The 16038-nt window shown below is 71.0% G+C and carries 13 protein-coding genes; 5 read left to right on the top strand and 8 right to left on the bottom strand.

What is annotated here, in order from left to right; genetic code table 11:
- The first annotated feature begins 44 nt into the window (after positions 1-44).
- Both ACVHNB_RS10105 and ACVHNB_RS10100 read left to right on the top strand, forming a co-directional pair.
- On the top strand, positions 45-992 hold the full coding sequence (locus tag ACVHNB_RS10105) for an alpha/beta hydrolase family esterase (RefSeq protein ID WP_456227852.1): 948 nt from the start codon (positions 45-47) through the stop codon (positions 990-992).
- Positions 993-1006: 14 nt separating this feature from the next.
- Complete coding sequence (locus ACVHNB_RS10100; protein ID WP_456227851.1) at positions 1007-2560, top strand: AbgT family transporter; 1554 nt, start codon at positions 1007-1009, stop codon at positions 2558-2560.
- Here the strand turns inward: ACVHNB_RS10100 and ACVHNB_RS10095 are convergent.
- Genes ACVHNB_RS10095 through kdpF form a run of 6 tightly spaced genes read right to left on the bottom strand, consistent with a single transcriptional unit; the run spans position 2478 to position 10332 of the window.
- Positions 2478-5066: an ATP-binding protein gene (locus ACVHNB_RS10095; RefSeq protein WP_456227850.1), complete on the bottom strand. Its 2589-nt coding sequence runs from the start codon at positions 5064-5066 to the stop codon at positions 2478-2480. The genes ACVHNB_RS10100 and ACVHNB_RS10095 overlap by 83 nt on opposite strands.
- A 17-nt stretch (positions 5067-5083) precedes the next feature.
- A complete protein-coding gene (locus tag ACVHNB_RS10090; protein WP_456227849.1) occupies positions 5084-5776 on the bottom strand; it encodes a response regulator in 693 nt (230 codons plus the stop codon).
- Positions 5773-6426, bottom strand: a complete 654-nt coding sequence (locus tag ACVHNB_RS10085) for a potassium-transporting ATPase subunit C (protein WP_456227848.1) — start codon at positions 6424-6426, stop codon at positions 5773-5775. Before ACVHNB_RS10085 ends, ACVHNB_RS10090 begins: the two co-directional genes overlap by 4 nt.
- Before the next feature lie 5 nt (positions 6427-6431).
- Positions 6432-8531, bottom strand: coding sequence for a potassium-transporting ATPase subunit KdpB (gene kdpB, locus ACVHNB_RS10080; protein WP_428951730.1), 2100 nt, complete (start codon positions 8529-8531; stop codon positions 6432-6434).
- A 41-nt stretch (positions 8532-8572) separates the two neighbouring features.
- The gene (kdpA, locus tag ACVHNB_RS10075; protein ID WP_428951731.1) at positions 8573-10234 is read right to left on the bottom strand and encodes a potassium-transporting ATPase subunit KdpA; all 1662 of its coding nucleotides are present in this window, start codon (positions 10232-10234) and stop codon (positions 8573-8575) included.
- A gap of 8 nt (positions 10235-10242) precedes the next feature.
- The gene (gene kdpF, locus ACVHNB_RS10070) at positions 10243-10332 is read right to left on the bottom strand and encodes a K(+)-transporting ATPase subunit F (RefSeq protein WP_018533641.1); all 90 of its coding nucleotides are present in this window, start codon (positions 10330-10332) and stop codon (positions 10243-10245) included.
- A 436-nt stretch (positions 10333-10768) separates the two neighbouring features.
- Here kdpF and ACVHNB_RS10065 point away from each other — a divergent pair, with 436 nt between their 5' ends.
- Positions 10769-12052 (top strand): MFS transporter, encoded by a 1284-nt coding sequence (locus ACVHNB_RS10065; protein ID WP_456227847.1) that lies wholly within the window; start codon positions 10769-10771, stop codon positions 12050-12052.
- Here ACVHNB_RS10065 and ACVHNB_RS10060 read toward each other — a convergent pair.
- Both ACVHNB_RS10060 and ACVHNB_RS10055 read right to left on the bottom strand, forming a co-directional pair.
- Positions 12015-14405 (bottom strand): ATP-binding cassette domain-containing protein, encoded by a 2391-nt coding sequence (locus ACVHNB_RS10060; protein ID WP_456227846.1) that lies wholly within the window; start codon positions 14403-14405, stop codon positions 12015-12017. The genes ACVHNB_RS10065 and ACVHNB_RS10060 overlap by 38 nt on opposite strands.
- A 102-nt stretch (positions 14406-14507) precedes the next feature.
- Complete coding sequence (locus ACVHNB_RS10055; RefSeq protein WP_428951734.1) at positions 14508-14927, bottom strand: VOC family protein; 420 nt, start codon at positions 14925-14927, stop codon at positions 14508-14510.
- 238 nt (positions 14928-15165) lie between these two features.
- On the opposite strand from ACVHNB_RS10055, the gene ACVHNB_RS10050 reads away from it, so the two are divergent.
- Both ACVHNB_RS10050 and ACVHNB_RS10045 read left to right on the top strand, forming a co-directional pair.
- Positions 15166-15651: a hypothetical protein gene (locus ACVHNB_RS10050; protein ID WP_428951735.1), complete on the top strand. Its 486-nt coding sequence runs from the start codon at positions 15166-15168 to the stop codon at positions 15649-15651.
- Positions 15652-15673: 22 nt separating this feature from the next.
- Positions 15674-16027: a hypothetical protein gene (locus ACVHNB_RS10045; protein WP_428951736.1), complete on the top strand. Its 354-nt coding sequence runs from the start codon at positions 15674-15676 to the stop codon at positions 16025-16027.
- Positions 16028-16038: the final 11 nt, after the last annotated feature.

The raw sequence follows: 16038 nt of genomic DNA, 5'->3' as shown, positions 1-16038 counted from the left end.
CAGCCCGGCGCCCCTGACGGGCGCCCCCTATTGAGGAGCCGTCCATGAAGGGTCTACTTCGGCGTGCCTGCGTCCTGGGCACCGCGCTCATCGCTCTGCCGCTCGCCCCCTCCCATGCCGCCGACGTCCGGCCCTCCTCCGCCGGATGCGGCGCCGCCTCGCCCCAGGAGCCCGGCACCAGCGTCCCGTACAGCCTCACCAGCGGCGGGCGCGAGCGGACGTATCAGCTGCACCTGCCCGACGGCTATGACGCGAGCCGGAGTTGGCCGCTGATCGTCGCCTATCACGGGCGCGGCAACACCGGCGCCGGCACCGAGGCGTTCTCCCGGCTGTCGACCCTGCCCGCCGTCGTCGCGTACCCCGACGGGGTCGTCGGCACCGGCGACGGGGACCGGCAGGCGTGGCAGGGCGCGCCGTACGCGGCGCCCGGGGTGGACGACGTGGCGTTCACCGGTGACCTGCTCGACAGCCTGGAGGGCCGGCTCTGCGTGGACACACGGCGGGTGTACGCCACCGGGAAGTCGAACGGTGCCGGGTTCACCGGGCTGCTCGCCTGCCGGATGGCCGACCGGTTCGCCGCCGTCGCGCCGGTCGCCGGGGCGTTCTACCCGGGGACCGGCGAGGACTGCGCGCCCCGACGCCCCGTGCCCGTCATCGACTTCCACGGCACGAAAGACGCCACCATCCCCTACGCGGGCGACGCGGAGCGCGGGCTGCCCGCGATCCCCGACTGGGTGGCCGGCTGGGCCGGGCGGGACGGCTGCGCCCGGCGGCTGCCCGACGAGGTGACGGAGCCGGACATCACGACGTCGCGGTGGACCGACTGCGCCGACGGCTCCGAGGTGACGCATGTCGCGGTGACCGACGGCGGGCACACCTGGCCGGGCGCCGACGGGTACAGCGGCGGCGGCACCACCACGCAGACGATCAAGGCCCACGAGGTGCTGTGGGACTTCTTCCGCAACCACCGACTCCCTTCCCCGACACGCTAGTTGGAGCCGCCGTCATGTCCGTGGAGAGAAAGGCACCACCGCAGGCGGAGGCAGCGCCGCTGCCGCGCGTCATCCGCGCCCTGGCCGTCGTGGAACGGGCGGGCAACGCCCTGCCGCATCCCTTCTGGCTGTTCTGGATCCTGTCGGCGGTGCTCGCCGTCGTCAGCGCCGTGCTCGCCGGGTTCGACGTGTCCGTCGTGTCGCCCGCCGACGGGAAGACCGTCACCGTGCAGAACCTGCTCAGCGGTGACGGGCTCGCCATGGCGGTGTCGTCGATGGTGTCGAACTTCGCCGCGTTCCCGCCCATGGCGACGATCGTCGTGGTCATCATGGGGGTCGCCGTGGCCGAGCGCAGCGGGTTCCTCGCCGCCGCGATGAAGGTCGGCGTGGCCCGGGTGCCCGCGTCGTGGGTGGTGTTCGCGGTGGCGTTCGCCGGGACGGTGGCGCACGTCGCGTCGGCCGCCGCGTACATCATCCTGGTGCCGCTCGGCGGCCTCGCCTTCCGTGCCGTGGGCCGCTCCCCCGTGCTCGGCATCGTCGTGGCGTACACGTCGATCGCCTCCGGCTACGACGCGAGCCCCGTGCCCACACCGAACGACGCCCTCTTCGCGGGCATCACCACGGCGGCCGCGAAGATCACCGGCGGCGACGACGCGTACGTGTCCCCCCTGTCCAACTGGTTCTTCAACATCGCCTCCTCGCTGCTGCTCGCCGCCGTCATCACGCTCGTCACGCGGTACGTCCTGGCCCGCAGGCCCGACCTCGACCCCGATCCGGACGCCGACGTCGAGGACCTCGGCGCGCTGCACCTGAGCGGGCGGGAGCGGTCCGCGCTGCGGGCGGCGCTGCTCGCGCTCGGCGCCGGCCTGGTGCTGGTCGTCGCGGCGCTGCTGCCGCACTCCTCACCGCTGCGCGGCGACGGCGGCAGCATCGTCGAGTCGCCGTTCCTGGACGGCATCGCGGCCGTGGTGGCCTGCCTGTTCGCGGTCACCGGCATCGTGTACGGCAGGCGCGCCGGGTCCGTCGAGCGGGCCGGGGACGTGCCCCGGCTGATGGCCGAGGGCGTCAAGCAGATGGCCCCCGTCCTGGTGCTCTTCTTCGCGATCGCCCAGTTCCTCGCCTACTTCGACTGGACGCACATCGGGGACGTGCTGGCGGTGCGGGCGGCGGAGGCGCTGCGGCACAGCGGCATGCCGATCGTCGTGGTCTTCCTGCTGATCCTGGTGCTGCTGACCCTGGTCAACGTGATGGTCACCAGCGGTTCGGCGATGTGGGCGCTGGCCGCGCCGGTCCTGGTGCCGATGCTGATGCTGGTGCACGTGCCGGCGGAGACGACGCAGGCGCTGTTCCGCATCGCCGACTCCGGGTCGACCGCGATCACACCGATGAGCCCGTACTTCGTGATGGCGCTCGGCTTCCTGCAGCGCTACCGCAGGAGCGCGGGCATCGGCACGCTCGCCTCGTACACCCTGCCCCTGGCGATCGCTATGACAGTGGCGTGGACGCTGCTGTTCCTGGCGTGGTGGGTGCTGGGGATTCCGCTCGGTCCGGGGGCGGCGGTGCGCTGAGCGCGGCCCGCAGGGTCAGCACCATGGTGAGGCCGCCGCCGGGGGTGTCCTCGGCGGCGAGCGTGCCGCCCATCGCCTCGGCGAAGCCGCGGGCCACCGCGAGGCCGAGGCCCACTCCGGCGCCGCGCGGGGCGTCGCCGTAGCGCTGGAACGGGGCGAAGATCCGGTCCTTGGTGTCGTCGGGGACGCCGGGCCCGCGGTCCACGACCCGCAGTTCGACCCGGTCGCCGTGGGCGCTCGCGGCGACCAGGACCGGCCGGCCGTCGGGCGTGTGCTGCACGGCGTTCTCCACGATGTTGGCGACCGAGCGCTCCAGCAGCCCCGGGTCGGCGAGCACCATCGGGAGCGTCTCGGGGATGTCGAGGCCGACCAGGCCGAGGCGGTCGTCCGGTACGCCGCCGAGCGCCGTCGGCACCACCTCGTCGAGGTCGGTCTCCCGGGTCAGCGCGGCGAGCGTGCCGGTCTGCAGGCGCGACATGTCGAGCAGGTTGCCGACGAGGTGGTCGAGGCGGTCGGCGCCGTCCTCGATGGCCGCCAGAAGGTCGGCCCGGTCGCGCGCGGACCATTCGACGTCGTCCGCGCGCAGCGAGGTGACGGAGGCCTTGATGCCGGACAAGGGGGTGCGCAGGTCGTGGCTGACGGCGGCGAGCAGGGCGGTGCGGATGCGGTTGCCCTCGGCGAGCGTGCGGGCCCGGTCCGCCTCGGACTTGAGGCGTTCGCGGTCGACGAGGACCACGGCCTGCGCGGCGAACGCGGCCAGCACCCTGCGGTCCTCGGCGGGCAGGGCGCGGCCCGTGAGGACGAGCGCCGTACCGTCGTCGACGGGCATGTCGACATCGGCGTCCTCGGGGCGGGCGGGGGCGGGCCCCGGGCCGGCGCTGCCCGCGCAGGTCCAGGGGTGGGTGTCGTTCTCGCGTTCCAGCAGGGCGGCGGACCGCATCGCGAACGTCTCGCGTACGCGGTCGAGGAGCGCCTCCAGGCCGGTCTCGCCGCGCAGTACGCCGCCCGCGAGGAAGGACAGGACCTGCGACTCGGCGCGCAGTCTGGCCGCCTGGTGGGTGCGGCGGGCCGCCAGGTCGACGACCGAGGCCACGGACGCCGCGACGCCGAGGAAGACGGCCAGGGCGAGGATGTTCTCCGGGTCGGAGATGGTCAGCCGGTGGATCGGCGGTGTGGCGAACCAGTTGAGCATCAGCGAGCCGAACGCGGCCGAGGCGAGCGCGGGCCGCAGGCCGCCGAGGAGGGCCGCCGCCACGGTCAGCGACAGGAACAGCAGCATGTCGTTGGCGAGGCCGAGGCCGGGGGCGACGGCGCTGATGAGGACGGTGAGCAGGGCGGGTCCCGCGATGCCCGTCACCCAGCCCCACAGTGTGCGGCGGCGGCCGACGCCGGTGCGGGCGGCCGGGGCGAGACCGCGGCCGCTGCCCATCTCGTCGTGCGTGACGAGGTGGGCGTCGAGGTCGGGCCCGCACTCGCGGGCGACGGTCGCGCCGACGCCGGGCCCGAAGGCGTACTGCCAGGTCCGGCGGCGGGAGACGCCGAGGACGAGCTGGGTGGCGTTGACGCCGCGGGCGAAGGAGAGCAGCGCGGTGGGGATGTCGTCGCCGACGACGTGGTGGTAGGTGCCCCCGAGGTCCTCGGCGAGGGTGCGCTGGACGGCGAGTTCCTTGGGCGGGGCGGCGGTGAGGCCGTCACTGCGGGCGATGTGGACCGCCAGCACCTCACCGCCGGCGCCCTTCTCCGCGAGCCGCGCCGCGCGTCGGATCAGCGTACGGCCCTCGGGTCCGCCGGTCAGTCCGACGACGATGCGCTCGCGTGAGCCCCAGATCGTCGAGACCCGGTGCTCGCTGCGGTATTCCTGGAGGTACTCGTCGGCCCGGTCGGCGACCCAGAGCAGGGCCAACTCCCGCAGCGCCGTGAGGTTTCCGGGGCGGAAGTAGTTGGACAGGGCCGCGTCGACCTTGTCCGGCTTGTAGATGTTGCCGTGCGCCATGCGGCGGCGCAGCGCCTGCGGTGACATGTCGACGAGCTCGATCTGGTCGGCGCGCCGCACCACCTCGTCCGGCACCGTCTCGCGCTGCCGGACCCCGGTGATCGACTCGACGACGTCGCCCAGCGACTCCAGGTGCTGGATGTTGACGGTCGAGACGACGTCGATCCCGGCCGCGAGGAGCTCCTCGACGTCCTGCCAGCGCTTGGCGTTGCGCGACCCCGGCACGTTCGTGTGCGGCAGCTCGTCGACGAGAGCGACCTGCGGCCGGCGGGCGAGCACGGCGTCCACGTCCAGCTCGGTGAACACCGTGCCGCGGTACTCCAGTCGCTGTCGCGGGACCTGTTCCAGGCCGTGCAGCATCACCTCGGTGCGCGGCCGGTCGTGGTGCTCGACGAACGCGACCACGCAGTCGGTGCCGCGCTCGGTACGGCGGTGCGCCTCGGAGAGCATCGCGTACGTCTTGCCGACGCCGGGTGCGGAGCCGAGGTAGATCCTGAACCTGCCGCGGGCCATCTGCCTGTCTGTTCCCCTCAGTGCCCGGGTTGCTCGAAGCGGTAGCCCATGCCGGGCTCGGTGATCAGGTAGCGCGGACGCGAGGGGTCCGCTTCGAGTTTCCGCCTCAACTGGGCCATGTAGACGCGGAGATAGTTGGTCTTGGTGCTCTGCGCGGCGCCCCAGACCTCGTGGAGCAGCTGCCGCTGGCTGATCAGCCGGCCCGGGTGGCGGACCAGGATCTCCAGGAGGTGCCATTCGGTGGGGGTCAGGCGGATGTCGCGCCCGTCCCGTACCGCCTTCTTGGCCACCAGGTCGACGGTGAAGCCGTCCGTGGTGACGACCGCGGTGTCGGGGGCCGCGGGCGCCGGCTCGGTGCGGCGCACCGCAGCCCGCAGCCGGGCGAGCAGCTCGTCCATGCTGAACGGCTTGGTCACGTAGTCGTCGGCGCCCGCGTCGAGCGCCGCGACCTTCTCCGCAAAGGCGCGGCGTGCCGAGAGGACCATGATGGGGACGCGGGTCCAGCCGCGCAGCGCCCTGATCACGTCGAGGCCGTCCATGTCGGGCAGGCCCAGGTCCAGGACGACGACGTCCGGCCGCCGCGCGGCGGCCAGACGGAGCGCGGTGGCTCCGTCCGGCGCCGCGTCGACCCCGAACCTGCGCGCCTGGATGGTGAGGACCAGGGCCCGGACGAGCAGCGGATCGTCCTCCACCACCAGTACCCGGGTCATCCGCTCTCGGCGGTCAACTGCTGGAGCGCGACGTTGAGTTCGAGGACGTTGACCCCGGGCTCCCCCATGAACCCGAGGATCCGGCCGTCGGTGTGGTCGTCGACGAGCTTGCGGACCTGCGCGACGGAGAGGTGGTTGCGCTCCGCGACGCGGTGGATCTGGAGGTCGGCGTACCGAGGTGAGATGGCCGGGTCGAGGCCCGAGCCGGAGGAGGTGACGGCGTCCGCCGGGACGTCCGAGGGCCGCACCCGGTACGTCGTCGTGGAGTTGTCCTCGACCACGGCGGCCCTGGCCTCCTCGACCTGCTTGATCAGGTCCTTGTTGTCGCCGGAGAGGTTGGTGGCGCCGGACAGGATCAGCTTGTACTGCATGTTGACGCTGTTCTCGCCGAGGCCGTTGGACGGGCGCGGCTGGAACCACTTCAGGTCGGGCTTGCCGTCCTTGGTGAGGTACGTCTGCCCGATGAGCGAGGAGCCGACCACCCTGCCCCCGGACGTGACCTCCGAGCCGTTGGCCTTGTCGTGGAACGCGACCTGGGCGATGCCGGTCACCGCGAGCGGGTAGAGGACGCCGCACACGACGGTGAGGAGGAGCAGGGCGCGCAGCCCCGCCCACAGCAACCGGCCCGTGTTTGCTACCGAGTTGTTCATCGTGATCAGCCGATTCCGGGGATGAGGGAGAGGAGGAGGTCGATGACCTTGATGCCGATGAAGGGGGCCACCAGACCGCCGAGTCCGTAGATCCCGAGGTTGCGGCGGAGCATCCGGTCGGCGCTCACCGGCCGGTACTGGACGCCCTTCAGGGCGAGCGGGACCAGGGCGATGATGATCAGCGCGTTGAAGACGACCGCGGAGAGGATCGCGGAGTCGGGGCTGGACAGGTGCATGATGTTCAGCTTGTTCAGGCCCGGGTAGACCGCGGCGAACAGCGCCGGGATGATCGCGAAGTACTTCGCCACGTCGTTGGCGATGGAGAACGTCGTCAACGCGCCGCGGGTGATGAGGAGTTGCTTGCCGATCTCGACGATCTCGATGAGCTTGGTCGGGTTCGAGTCGAGGTCGACCATGTTGCCGGCCTCCTTCGCGGCCGACGTGCCGGTGTTCATCGCGACGCCGACGTCCGCCTGGGCCAGCGCCGGGGCGTCGTTGGTGCCGTCGCCGGTCATCGCGACGAGCTTGCCGCCCGCCTGCTCCCGCTTGATGAGGGCCATCTTGTCCTCGGGAGTGGCCTCGGCGAGGAAGTCGTCGACGCCCGCCTCGTCCGCGATCGCCTTCGCCGTCAGCGGGTTGTCACCCGTGATCATGACGGTCTTGATGCCCATGCGGCGCAGCTCGTCGAACCGCTCCCGCATTCCGTCCTTGACGACGTCCTTGAGGTGGATGACGCCCAGCACACGGGCGCCGTCGGCGTCCTCCAGGGCCACGAGCAGCGGCGTGCCGCCGGCCTGCGAGATCCGGTCGTTGAGCGCCTGGGCGTCCTCGGCGACCTCGCCGCCGCGTTCCTTGACCCAGGCGATGACGGAACCGGTCGCGCCCTTGCGGATCTTGCGCCCGTCGACGTCCACCCCCGACATCCGGGTCTGGGCGGTGAACTCGATCCAGCCGGCGTCGGTCAGCTCGCCCTGGTGCCGCTCGCGCAGGCCGTACTTCTCCTTGGCGAGGACGACGACGGAGCGGCCCTCGGGGGTCTCGTCGGACAGCGACGACAGCTGCGCGGCGTCGGCGAGTTCGGCCTCGGTGGTGCCCTTGACCGGGACGAACTCGGCGGCCTGGCGGTTGCCGAGGGTGATGGTGCCGGTCTTGTCGAGCAGCAGGGTGGAGACGTCGCCGGCGGCCTCGACGGCGCGCCCGGACATGGCGAGGACGTTGCGCTGCACCAGGCGGTCCATGCCCGCGATGCCGATGGCGGAGAGCAGGGCGCCGATGGTGGTCGGGATGAGGCAGACCAGCAGGGCGACCAGGACGACCATGTCGAGGCTCTTGCCCGCGTAGTCGGCGAACGGCGGCAGTGTGGCGACCGCCAGCAGGAACACGATGGTCAGCGACGCGAGCAGGATGTTGAGCGCGATCTCGTTCGGCGTCTTCTGCCGGGCCGCGCCCTCGACCAGGTTGATCATGCGGTCGATGAACGTCTCGCCGGGCTTCGTCGTGATCCTGATGACGATGCGGTCGGAGAGCACCTTGGTGCCGCCGGTGACGGCGCTGCGGTCGCCGCCGGACTCGCGGATGACCGGGGCCGACTCGCCGGTGATGGCCGACTCGTCGACGGAGGCCACGCCCTCGGCGACGTCACCGTCGCCGGGGATGATGTCGCCGGCCTCGCAGACGACGAGGTCGCCTATCTTCAGCTCCGTACCGGGGACCTGCTCCTCGGCGGTGCCGTTCAGCCGGCGCGCCACGGTGTCCGTCTTGGCCTTGCGCAGCGTGTCGGCCTGGGCCTTGCCGCGGCCCTCGGCGACGGCCTCCGCGAGGTTGGCGAAGATCACCGTCAGCCAGAGCCAGGCGCTGATGGTCCAGCCGAACCAGTCGGAGGGGTCCTTGAAGGAGAACAGCGTCGTCAGGACCGAGCCGATCAGCACCACGAACATGACGGGTGACTTGACCATGACCCGCGGGTGCAGTTTGCGGCAGGCGTCGGGGAGCGACCTGAGCAGCTGCTTCGGGTCGAAGAGACCCGCGCCGACCTTGTCCTGCCCGGACGTGTGGCCGGTGGGCACGTCCTGGTGCGGGGCCCGGGTGGGAGTGGCTGTGGACATGCTGTCCTCTGGATTCTCTGTCTGCTTGAGGTCGGTGCTCATCACGCGAGCCCCTCGGCGAGCGGCCCGAGCGCGAGCGCCGGGAAGTAGGTCAGGCCGGCGACGATCAGGACCGTGCCGACCAGGAGGCCGGTGAACAGCGGCTTGTTGGTGCGCAGGGTGCCCGCGGTGACCGGGACCGGCTTCTGCTCGCCCAGCGAACCGGCGAGCGCGAGCACGAACACCATCGGGAGGAAGCGGCCGAGCAGCATCGCGAGGCCGATGGTGGTGTTGAACCAGTTCGTGTCGGCGCTCAGTCCCGCGAAGGCGGAGCCGTTGTTGTTGGCGCCGGACGTGAACGCGTAGAGGATCTCGGAGAAGCCGTGCGCGCCGCTGTTCAGCAGGGAGTTCTTGGGCGTCGGCAGGGCCATCGAGAAGGCCGTGAAGACGAGGACGAGCGCCGGCGTGATCAGGATGTAGCAGGCGGCGAGCTTGATCTCGCGGGTGCCGATCTTCTTGCCGAGGTACTCGGGGGTGCGGCCGACCATCAGACCGGCGATGAACACCGCGATGATCGCCATGATCAGCATGCCGTAGAGGCCGGATCCGGTGCCGCCGGGCGCGATCTCGCCGAGCTGCATGCCCAGCATCGTGATGCCGCCGCCGAGGCCGGTGAAGGAGGAGTGGAAGGAGTCCACCGCGCCGGTCGAGGTGAGCGTCGTGGCGACCGCGAAGATGGACGAGCCGCCGATGCCGAAGCGGTTCTCCTTGCCCTCCATGGCGCCGCCCGCGAGATCGAACGCGGGGCCGTGGTGGGCGAACTCGGTCCACATCATCAGGCCGGTGAAGGCGACCCAGATCGTCGCCATCGTGGCGAGGATCGCGTAGCCCTGCTTGAGGGAGCCGACCATCCTGCCGAACGTGCGGGTCAGCGCGAACGGGATGACCAGGATCAGGAAGACCTCGAAGAGGTTGGTGAAGCCGTTGGGGTTCTCGAACGGGTGGGCGGAGTTGGCGTTGAAGTAGCCGCCGCCGTTGGTGCCGAGCTCCTTGATGACTTCCTGGGAGGCGACGGCGCCGCCGTTCCACTGCTGCGAGCCGCCCATGAACTGGCCGACCTCGTGGATGCCGGCGAAGTTCTGGATCGCGCCGCAGGCGACCAGGACGAGCGCACCGATCACGGAGATCGGGATCAGGATGCGGACGGTGCCGCGGACCAGGTCGGCCCAGAAGTTGCCCAGCTCACCGGTGCGGGAGCGGGCGAAGCCGCGGACGAGGGCCACCGCGACGGCGATCCCCACCGCCGCCGAGACGAAGTTCTGCACCGCGAGGCCGCCGGTCTGCACGACGTGGCCCATGGTCTGCTCGCCGTAGTACGACTGCCAGTTGGTGTTGGCGACGAAGGAAGCGGCCGTGTTGAAGGCCTGGTCCGGGTCGATCGACCGGAAGCCGAGCGAGCCCGGCAGGCTCCCCTGCAGGCGCTGCAGCAGGTAGAGGAAGAGGACGCTCACGGCCGAGAAGGCGAGGACGCCGCGCAGGTACGCGGTCCAGCGCATCTCGGTGTTCGGGTCGGCACCGATGCCCTTGTAGATCCACTTCTCCACCCGGAGGTGCTTCTCGGAGGAGTAGACCCGGGCCATGTGGTCGCCGAGGGGACGGTAGGCCAGCGCCAGCGCCGCGCACAGGGCGAGGAACTGAAGGGCTCCGGCAAGTACGGGGCTCATGTCGGCGCTCAGAACCTCTCCGGGTAGATGAGGGCGAGGACGAGATAGCCCAGCAGGGCGACGGCCACGACGAGGCCGACGATGTTCTCGGCGGTCACAGCTTGGTCACCCCCTTGGCGACGAGTGCCACCAGGGCGAAAACCGCGAGCGTGGTGACGACGAAGGCCACGTCGGCCATCGTGAGCTCCTGGGTGAGGTGCGGAAGGGACAGGAATGAACGTGCGGCGCCCGAACGAGTGACACGGTCGGACGATTAGAGGAAACCCCCGGTCATGGCCGGTTTCGCTCCCCGTTGACGGCTCCCTTACGGGGGCGCACACGCCTTTGACGCGTCTCTTACGTGGCCGGGGGCGCGACGTGATCCACGTCAAACGGAACCGCGGCCGGCAGATGACGGCGCCGGTGCCACGGCGCGTGCGCGGTCCTCGCGCGCAGTCCCCCGACCTCGACGGGCCGTAGACAGGCCCGGGTATGTGCACTGCACATCTGCACATAGGCTGCGACAACGCGGGTTCGTACAGGGGGAGTTCACCGATGAAGGAACGCCGGTACCGCATTCTGGTGTACGGATACGCACTCTCGTCCTACGGCACGTACCTGAATCTGGTCGCGCTCAATCTGTACGTCTACGCGGTCACGGACCGGGCCCTCGCGGTGGGCGTGTTCATGGCCGTACGGCTCGGTGCCGGGTTCCTCGCGGGGCTCGGCGCCGCGCCGCTGCTGGCCCGCTGGGCGGCGAAACCGGCGATGTTCTGGTCGAACGTCGTCCAGGCGGCGGCCCTGCTCCTGCTGGTGTGCGCGCCCGACGGGCTGCGCGGCGCCGCGCTGTTCCTCGTCTCGGCGGTGACCGGCGGGGCGGGCACCGTCTTCATGGTCGCGTTCCGCAGCTCGGTCCCGGACATGGTGGACGAGGGGCGGCGCACCTGGGCCAACTCCCTGATGGTGAGCGGCCGCTCGATGGCGATGGTGGTCGGCTTCGCGTCGTCCGGCGTCGTCGTGTCGCTGCTCGGCTACACGGCGGCCTTCCTGATCGACATGGCGACGTTCCTGGCGTGCGCCGCGTCCGTGGCGCTGCTGCCGCTGACCGGCCGTCCCGCGCGGACCGCCGGTGACGGCGGCACCGAGCCGCCCGCACCGCGCGGACGGTGGCGGGCGGGGGCGCCGGTCGCGCTCGCCGCGGCCCCGGCCGTCGCCCTGATGGTGGCGCTGCGCGGCATCGACGCGCTCGGCTCCTCCTCGCACAACGCGGCCCTGCCCGTGTACTCGACCGAGCTGGACGCCGCCCGGCCCGCCGTGTTCGTCAGTGTCTTCTGGTGTACGTGGGCGCTCGGCAACGTTCTGGTGCAGCAGGTGCTCCAGCGGTACGTGAAGCGTTCGGGGCGGACGGTCGGGGCGCTCGGCTTCGGCTGCGGCACGATCGTGATGTCGGCGACGTTCATCCTGGCGTTCGCCGGGCTGCCCTGGGCCGCGACCGTCGTGGTCGCGCTGCTCGCGGGCGCGGCCGACGGCGTCACCGAGGTGTCGTACAGCTCACATCTGCAGACCCTGCCGGCCGCCCTGCGCACCCGCGCCTTCGGCCTGTCGGCGACGGTGGAGAACCTCGGTTTCGGCGCCGGAATGATCGCGGTGGCCGCCGCGCTCGACGCCTTCTCACCGCTGTCGGTGGTCGGCGTCGCGCACGGCGTGGCCGTCGTGGTGGCCCTGGTCTTCGTGGCGCGGGTGCTGCGTCTGCGGCGTACCGGGGCCGTGGGGCCGGCGAGCGAGGCGGGACGGGGCCCGGTCAGGCCCCGACGTACGCCGCCAGGTGCTCGCCGGTGAGGGTCCCCCGCTGGGCGACGAGGTCGGCCGGGGTGCCCTCGAAGACGATCTTGCCGCCGTCGTGGCCCGCGCCCGGGCCGAGGTCGATGATCCAGTCGGCGTGGGCCATGACCGCCTGGTGGTGCTCGACCACGATGACCGACTTGCCGGAGTCGACGAGGCGGTCCAGCAGGCCGAGCAGCTGCTCGACGTCCGCGAGGTGCAGGCCCGCGGTCGGCTCGTCGAGGACGTAGACGCCGCCCTTCTCGGCCATGTGCGTGGCCAGCTTGAGCCGCTGCCGCTCGCCGCCCGAGAGCGTGGTGAGCGGCTGGCCGAGCGTGAGATAGCCGAGCCCGACGTCGTTCAGCCGCTCGAGGATCTTGTGCGCGGCCGGCGTCCGCGCGTCGCCGCCGCCGAAGAACGCCTCGGCCTCGGCCACCGACATCGCGAGCACCTCGCTGATGTCGCGGCCGCCGAGGTGGTAGTCGAGGACGGAGGCGTCGAACCGCTTCCCGTCGCACTCCTCGCAGGTCGTGGAGACGCCGGCCATCATCGCCAGGTCGGTGTAGACGACGCCGACGCCCTTGCACGTGGGGCAGGCGCCCTCGGAGTTGGCGCTGAACAGGGCGGGCTTCACGCCGTTGGCCTTGGCGAACGCCTTGCGGATCGGGTCGAGCAGGCCGGTGTACGTCGCCGGGTTGCTGCGCCGGGAGCCGCGGATGGCTCCCTGGTCGACCGAGACGACGCCCTCACCGGCCGGGATCGACCCGTGCACCAGCGAGCTCTTGCCGGAGCCGGCGACACCGGTCACGACGGTCAGCACGCCGAGCGGGATGTCGACGTCGACGTCCCGGAGGTTGTGCGTGGCGGCGCCGCGGATCTCCAGCGCGCCGGTGGGCTTGCGCACCGACTCCTTCACCGCGGCCCGGTCGTCGAAGTGCTTCCCGGTGACGGTGTCGCTGTCCCGCAGCCCTTCCACGGTCCCCTCGAAACAGACGCTGCCACCGCCGGCACCGGCCCCGGGACCGAGGTCGACGACATGGTCGGCGATCGCGATCATCTCCGGCTTGTGCTCCACGACGAGCACCGTGTTGCCCTTGTCCCGCAGCCGCAGGAGCAGTTCGTTCATCCGCTGGATGTCGTGCGGGTGCAGGCCCGTGGTCGGCTCGTCGAAGACGTACGTGGTGTCGGTGAGCGACGAGCCGAGGTGGCGGATCATCTTGACGCGCTGCGCCTCACCGCCGGACAGGGTGCCCGAGGGCCGGTCGAGCGAGAGATAGCCGAGGCCGATCTCCACGAACGACTCCAGGGTGTGCTGCAGCGTCTCGAGGAGCGGCGCGACCGACGGCTCCTTGAGTCCGCGGACCCACTCGGCGAGGTCGCTGATCTGCATCGCGCAGGCGTCGGCGATGTTGATCCGCTTGATCTTCGACGACCGGGCGCCCTCGTTGAGCCGGGTGCCCTCGCAGTCGGGGCAGGTGGTGAAGGTGACCGCCCGCTCCACGAACGCCCGGATGTGCGGCTGCAGCGAGTCGACGTCCTTGGAGAGCATCGACTTCTGGATCTTCGGGATCAGCCCTTCGTACGTCAGGTTGATGCCGTCGACCTTGATCTTGGTCGGCTCCTTGTGCAGCAGGTCGTGCAGCTGCTTCTTGGTGAACCGGTTGATCGGCTTGTCCGGGTCGAAGAAGCCGCAGCCGGTGAAGATGCGGCCGTACCAGCCGTCCATGCTGTAGCCGGGGATGGTGAGCGCGCCCTCGTTCAGCGACTTGCTGTCGTCGTAGAGGGCGGTCAGGTCGATGTCGGTGACCGAGCCGCGGCCCTCGCAGCGCGGGCACATGCCGCCGGTGATGCTGAAGCTGCGCCGCTCCTTCACGTCCTGTCCGCCGCGCTTGACGGTCACCGCGCCCGCGCCGCTGATCGAGGCGACGTTGAAGGAGAACGCCTTGGGCGAGCCGATGTGCGGCTTGCCGAGCCGGCTGAACAGGATCCGCAGCATCGCGTTGGCGTCGGTGGCGGTGCCGACGGTGGAGCGGGGGTCCGCGCCGAGCCGCTGCTGGTCGACGGTGATCACCGTGGTCAGCCCGTCGAGGACGTCGACCTCGGGCCGGGCGAGGGTCGGCATGAAGCCCTGGACGAAGGCGCTGTACGTCTCGTTGATCAGGCGCTGCGACTCGGCGGCGATCGTGTTGAAGACCAGGGAGCTCTTGCCGGAGCCGGAGACACCGGTGAACACGGTGAGGCGGCGCTTGGGCAGCTCGACGCTGACGTCCTTCAGGTTGTTCTCGCGGGCGCCGTACACCCGGATCAGATCGTGGCTGTCGGCAACGTGCTGCTCAGGCGACTGCGGCGCGGTCTTCCTGGCCCTGGTCATCGTGTTCTCCTCTGTCGGGCGGGACCGCCCGCGCGGTCTGTGACGGCATCGCCTGTCCGGCGCGGCACGCCGGCTTCGAGCAGTATCTCCGGCGGTACCGCGTCACCGCAGGTCGTGCACCTCGTTGATGCGGACCAGATTGCCCGCGGGGTCGCGGAAGGCGCAGTCGCGCACGCCGTAGGGCTGCGCGGTCGGCTCCTGGACGACCTCGGCGCCGGCCGCCAGCACCTGGTCGAAGGCGGCGTCGAGGTCCGGGGTGGCCAGGACGACGCGGGCGTAGCTGCCGTTGGCCATCATCTCGACGACGGTCCGGCGCTCGTCGTCGGTGACGCCCGGGTCCATGGCCGGGGGCTCCAGGACGATGTTCACGCCGGGCTGTCCGGCGGGCCCGACCGTGATCCAGCGCATCGCGCCGGACCCGACGTCGGCGCGCACCTCGAAGCCGAGGATGTCGCGGTAGAACGCCACCGACGCGTCGGGGTCGTCGTGCGGCAGGAAGGTGGAGTGCAGGGTGAGATCCATGCCTCCGACGCTAGGCGCGCCACCCCGCCACGGGCTTCTCCATTCCTGACCGGTCCGCCGGCAGCACTCAGTACCAGACCGGAGTGCTGCCGTGCTGAACTATCCGGGCAATTGGGCCCATCGACCGATGCTGCACCAAGTCCCTAGAACCCCTTGGGCACCATCAGTCAGGGTTTCCCCACAGGTCGAGCGAGATCACTGACCGGGTCTCGCAGTGTCGATCAACAGGGGAGAACCAATGAAGAGCATGCGTACCGTCACCGCTGCCGTCGTGGCCTCGACCACGATGGCGGCCGCCGTCCTCATCGGCACCGCGCCCACCGCCAGCGCGGCCGACCCGTGCGCCGGTAAGTCGTACAAGCACGTCGTGAAGCGCTACAACAACGGCCCGGGCATCATTCCGCTGCGTTGCGGCACCACGACGTGGGGCTACAAGCATCTGGTGGCTCGTGGCAGGTGGAGCGCCTCCTTCGACAAGAAGATCAAGAAGGCGCTCTGGTCCGGGACCCCCGCGACGATCCCCGGCGGCCGCTGGCACTACTACATGGAGGCCATGCCGCCCTGCACGAAGTACTTCGGAGTCCTCGACAACCCCGGCGTCTACGGCGGCGACCGCGTGACGAAGCCCCAGGGGATCATCACGGCCTACTCGATGGACGAGAAGCCCGGCGGAACTCTGGCGCCTAGTCTGAAGAAGGGCGAACCCGCCGGTCCCGCCTGCTGACGGTCGACACGACGGAGGTGCCATGTCTCTTCAGCCGGCCACCGCGCAGCGGCTGCGCGCCCAGCTGCGTCGCTACGACGACCAGTTGCCCGCCGCTGTGCGTGTGCGGGCCCTGCGGGTGCTGGAGCGCACCGAGGAGCGGGCACCTCGGGTCGACGTCGAGCTCGACCTCGGTGTCACCCCGTCCGGCGAGCCGGAGCAGCGATGGCTGTTCACCCTCGACTTCACCGATGACGCCGAGCAGCTCCTCGACGGCAGCCCGAGCGACGAGGACCTGCGGACGGCGGGATTCCTCGTCGTCACGAACGTGACGGAGTGGTGGCACACGAAGGATTCCGAGCCGGACACGGCAGCGCTCGCCCGACGCGTGTCGTAGGCCGGTTCGCG

The sequence above is a fragment of the Streptomyces sp. YJ-C3 genome, from assembly GCF_053891275.1.
Note: the sequence above shows the minus strand (reverse complement) of the source record. Positions and strands in the feature narration are given on the sequence as shown.

Excerpts from the sequence above, each read along its gene's own strand:
- ACVHNB_RS10095 (WP_456227850.1), bottom strand. The coding sequence starts at position 5,066 with ATGGCCCGCGGCAGGTTCAGGATCTACCTCGGCTCCGCACCCGGCGTC.
- ACVHNB_RS10100 (WP_456227851.1), top strand. The coding sequence starts at position 1,007 with ATGTCCGTGGAGAGAAAGGCACCACCGCAGGCGGAGGCAGCGCCGCTG.
- ACVHNB_RS10050 (WP_428951735.1), top strand. The coding sequence starts at position 15,166 with ATGAAGAGCATGCGTACCGTCACCGCTGCCGTCGTGGCCTCGACCACG.
- kdpA (WP_428951731.1), bottom strand. The coding sequence starts at position 10,234 with ATGAGCCCCGTACTTGCCGGAGCCCTTCAGTTCCTCGCCCTGTGCGCG.
- ACVHNB_RS10045 (WP_428951736.1), top strand. The coding sequence starts at position 15,674 with ATGTCTCTTCAGCCGGCCACCGCGCAGCGGCTGCGCGCCCAGCTGCGT.
- kdpB (WP_428951730.1), bottom strand. The coding sequence starts at position 8,531 with ATGTCCACAGCCACTCCCACCCGGGCCCCGCACCAGGACGTGCCCACC.
- ACVHNB_RS10085 (WP_456227848.1), bottom strand. The coding sequence starts at position 6,426 with ATGAACAACTCGGTAGCAAACACGGGCCGGTTGCTGTGGGCGGGGCTG.
- ACVHNB_RS10090 (WP_456227849.1), bottom strand. The coding sequence starts at position 5,776 with ATGACCCGGGTACTGGTGGTGGAGGACGATCCGCTGCTCGTCCGGGCC.
- ACVHNB_RS10065 (WP_456227847.1), top strand. The coding sequence starts at position 10,769 with ATGAAGGAACGCCGGTACCGCATTCTGGTGTACGGATACGCACTCTCG.
- ACVHNB_RS10105 (WP_456227852.1), top strand. The coding sequence starts at position 45 with ATGAAGGGTCTACTTCGGCGTGCCTGCGTCCTGGGCACCGCGCTCATC.
- ACVHNB_RS10060 (WP_456227846.1), bottom strand. The coding sequence starts at position 14,405 with ATGACCAGGGCCAGGAAGACCGCGCCGCAGTCGCCTGAGCAGCACGTT.
- ACVHNB_RS10055 (WP_428951734.1), bottom strand. The coding sequence starts at position 14,927 with ATGGATCTCACCCTGCACTCCACCTTCCTGCCGCACGACGACCCCGAC.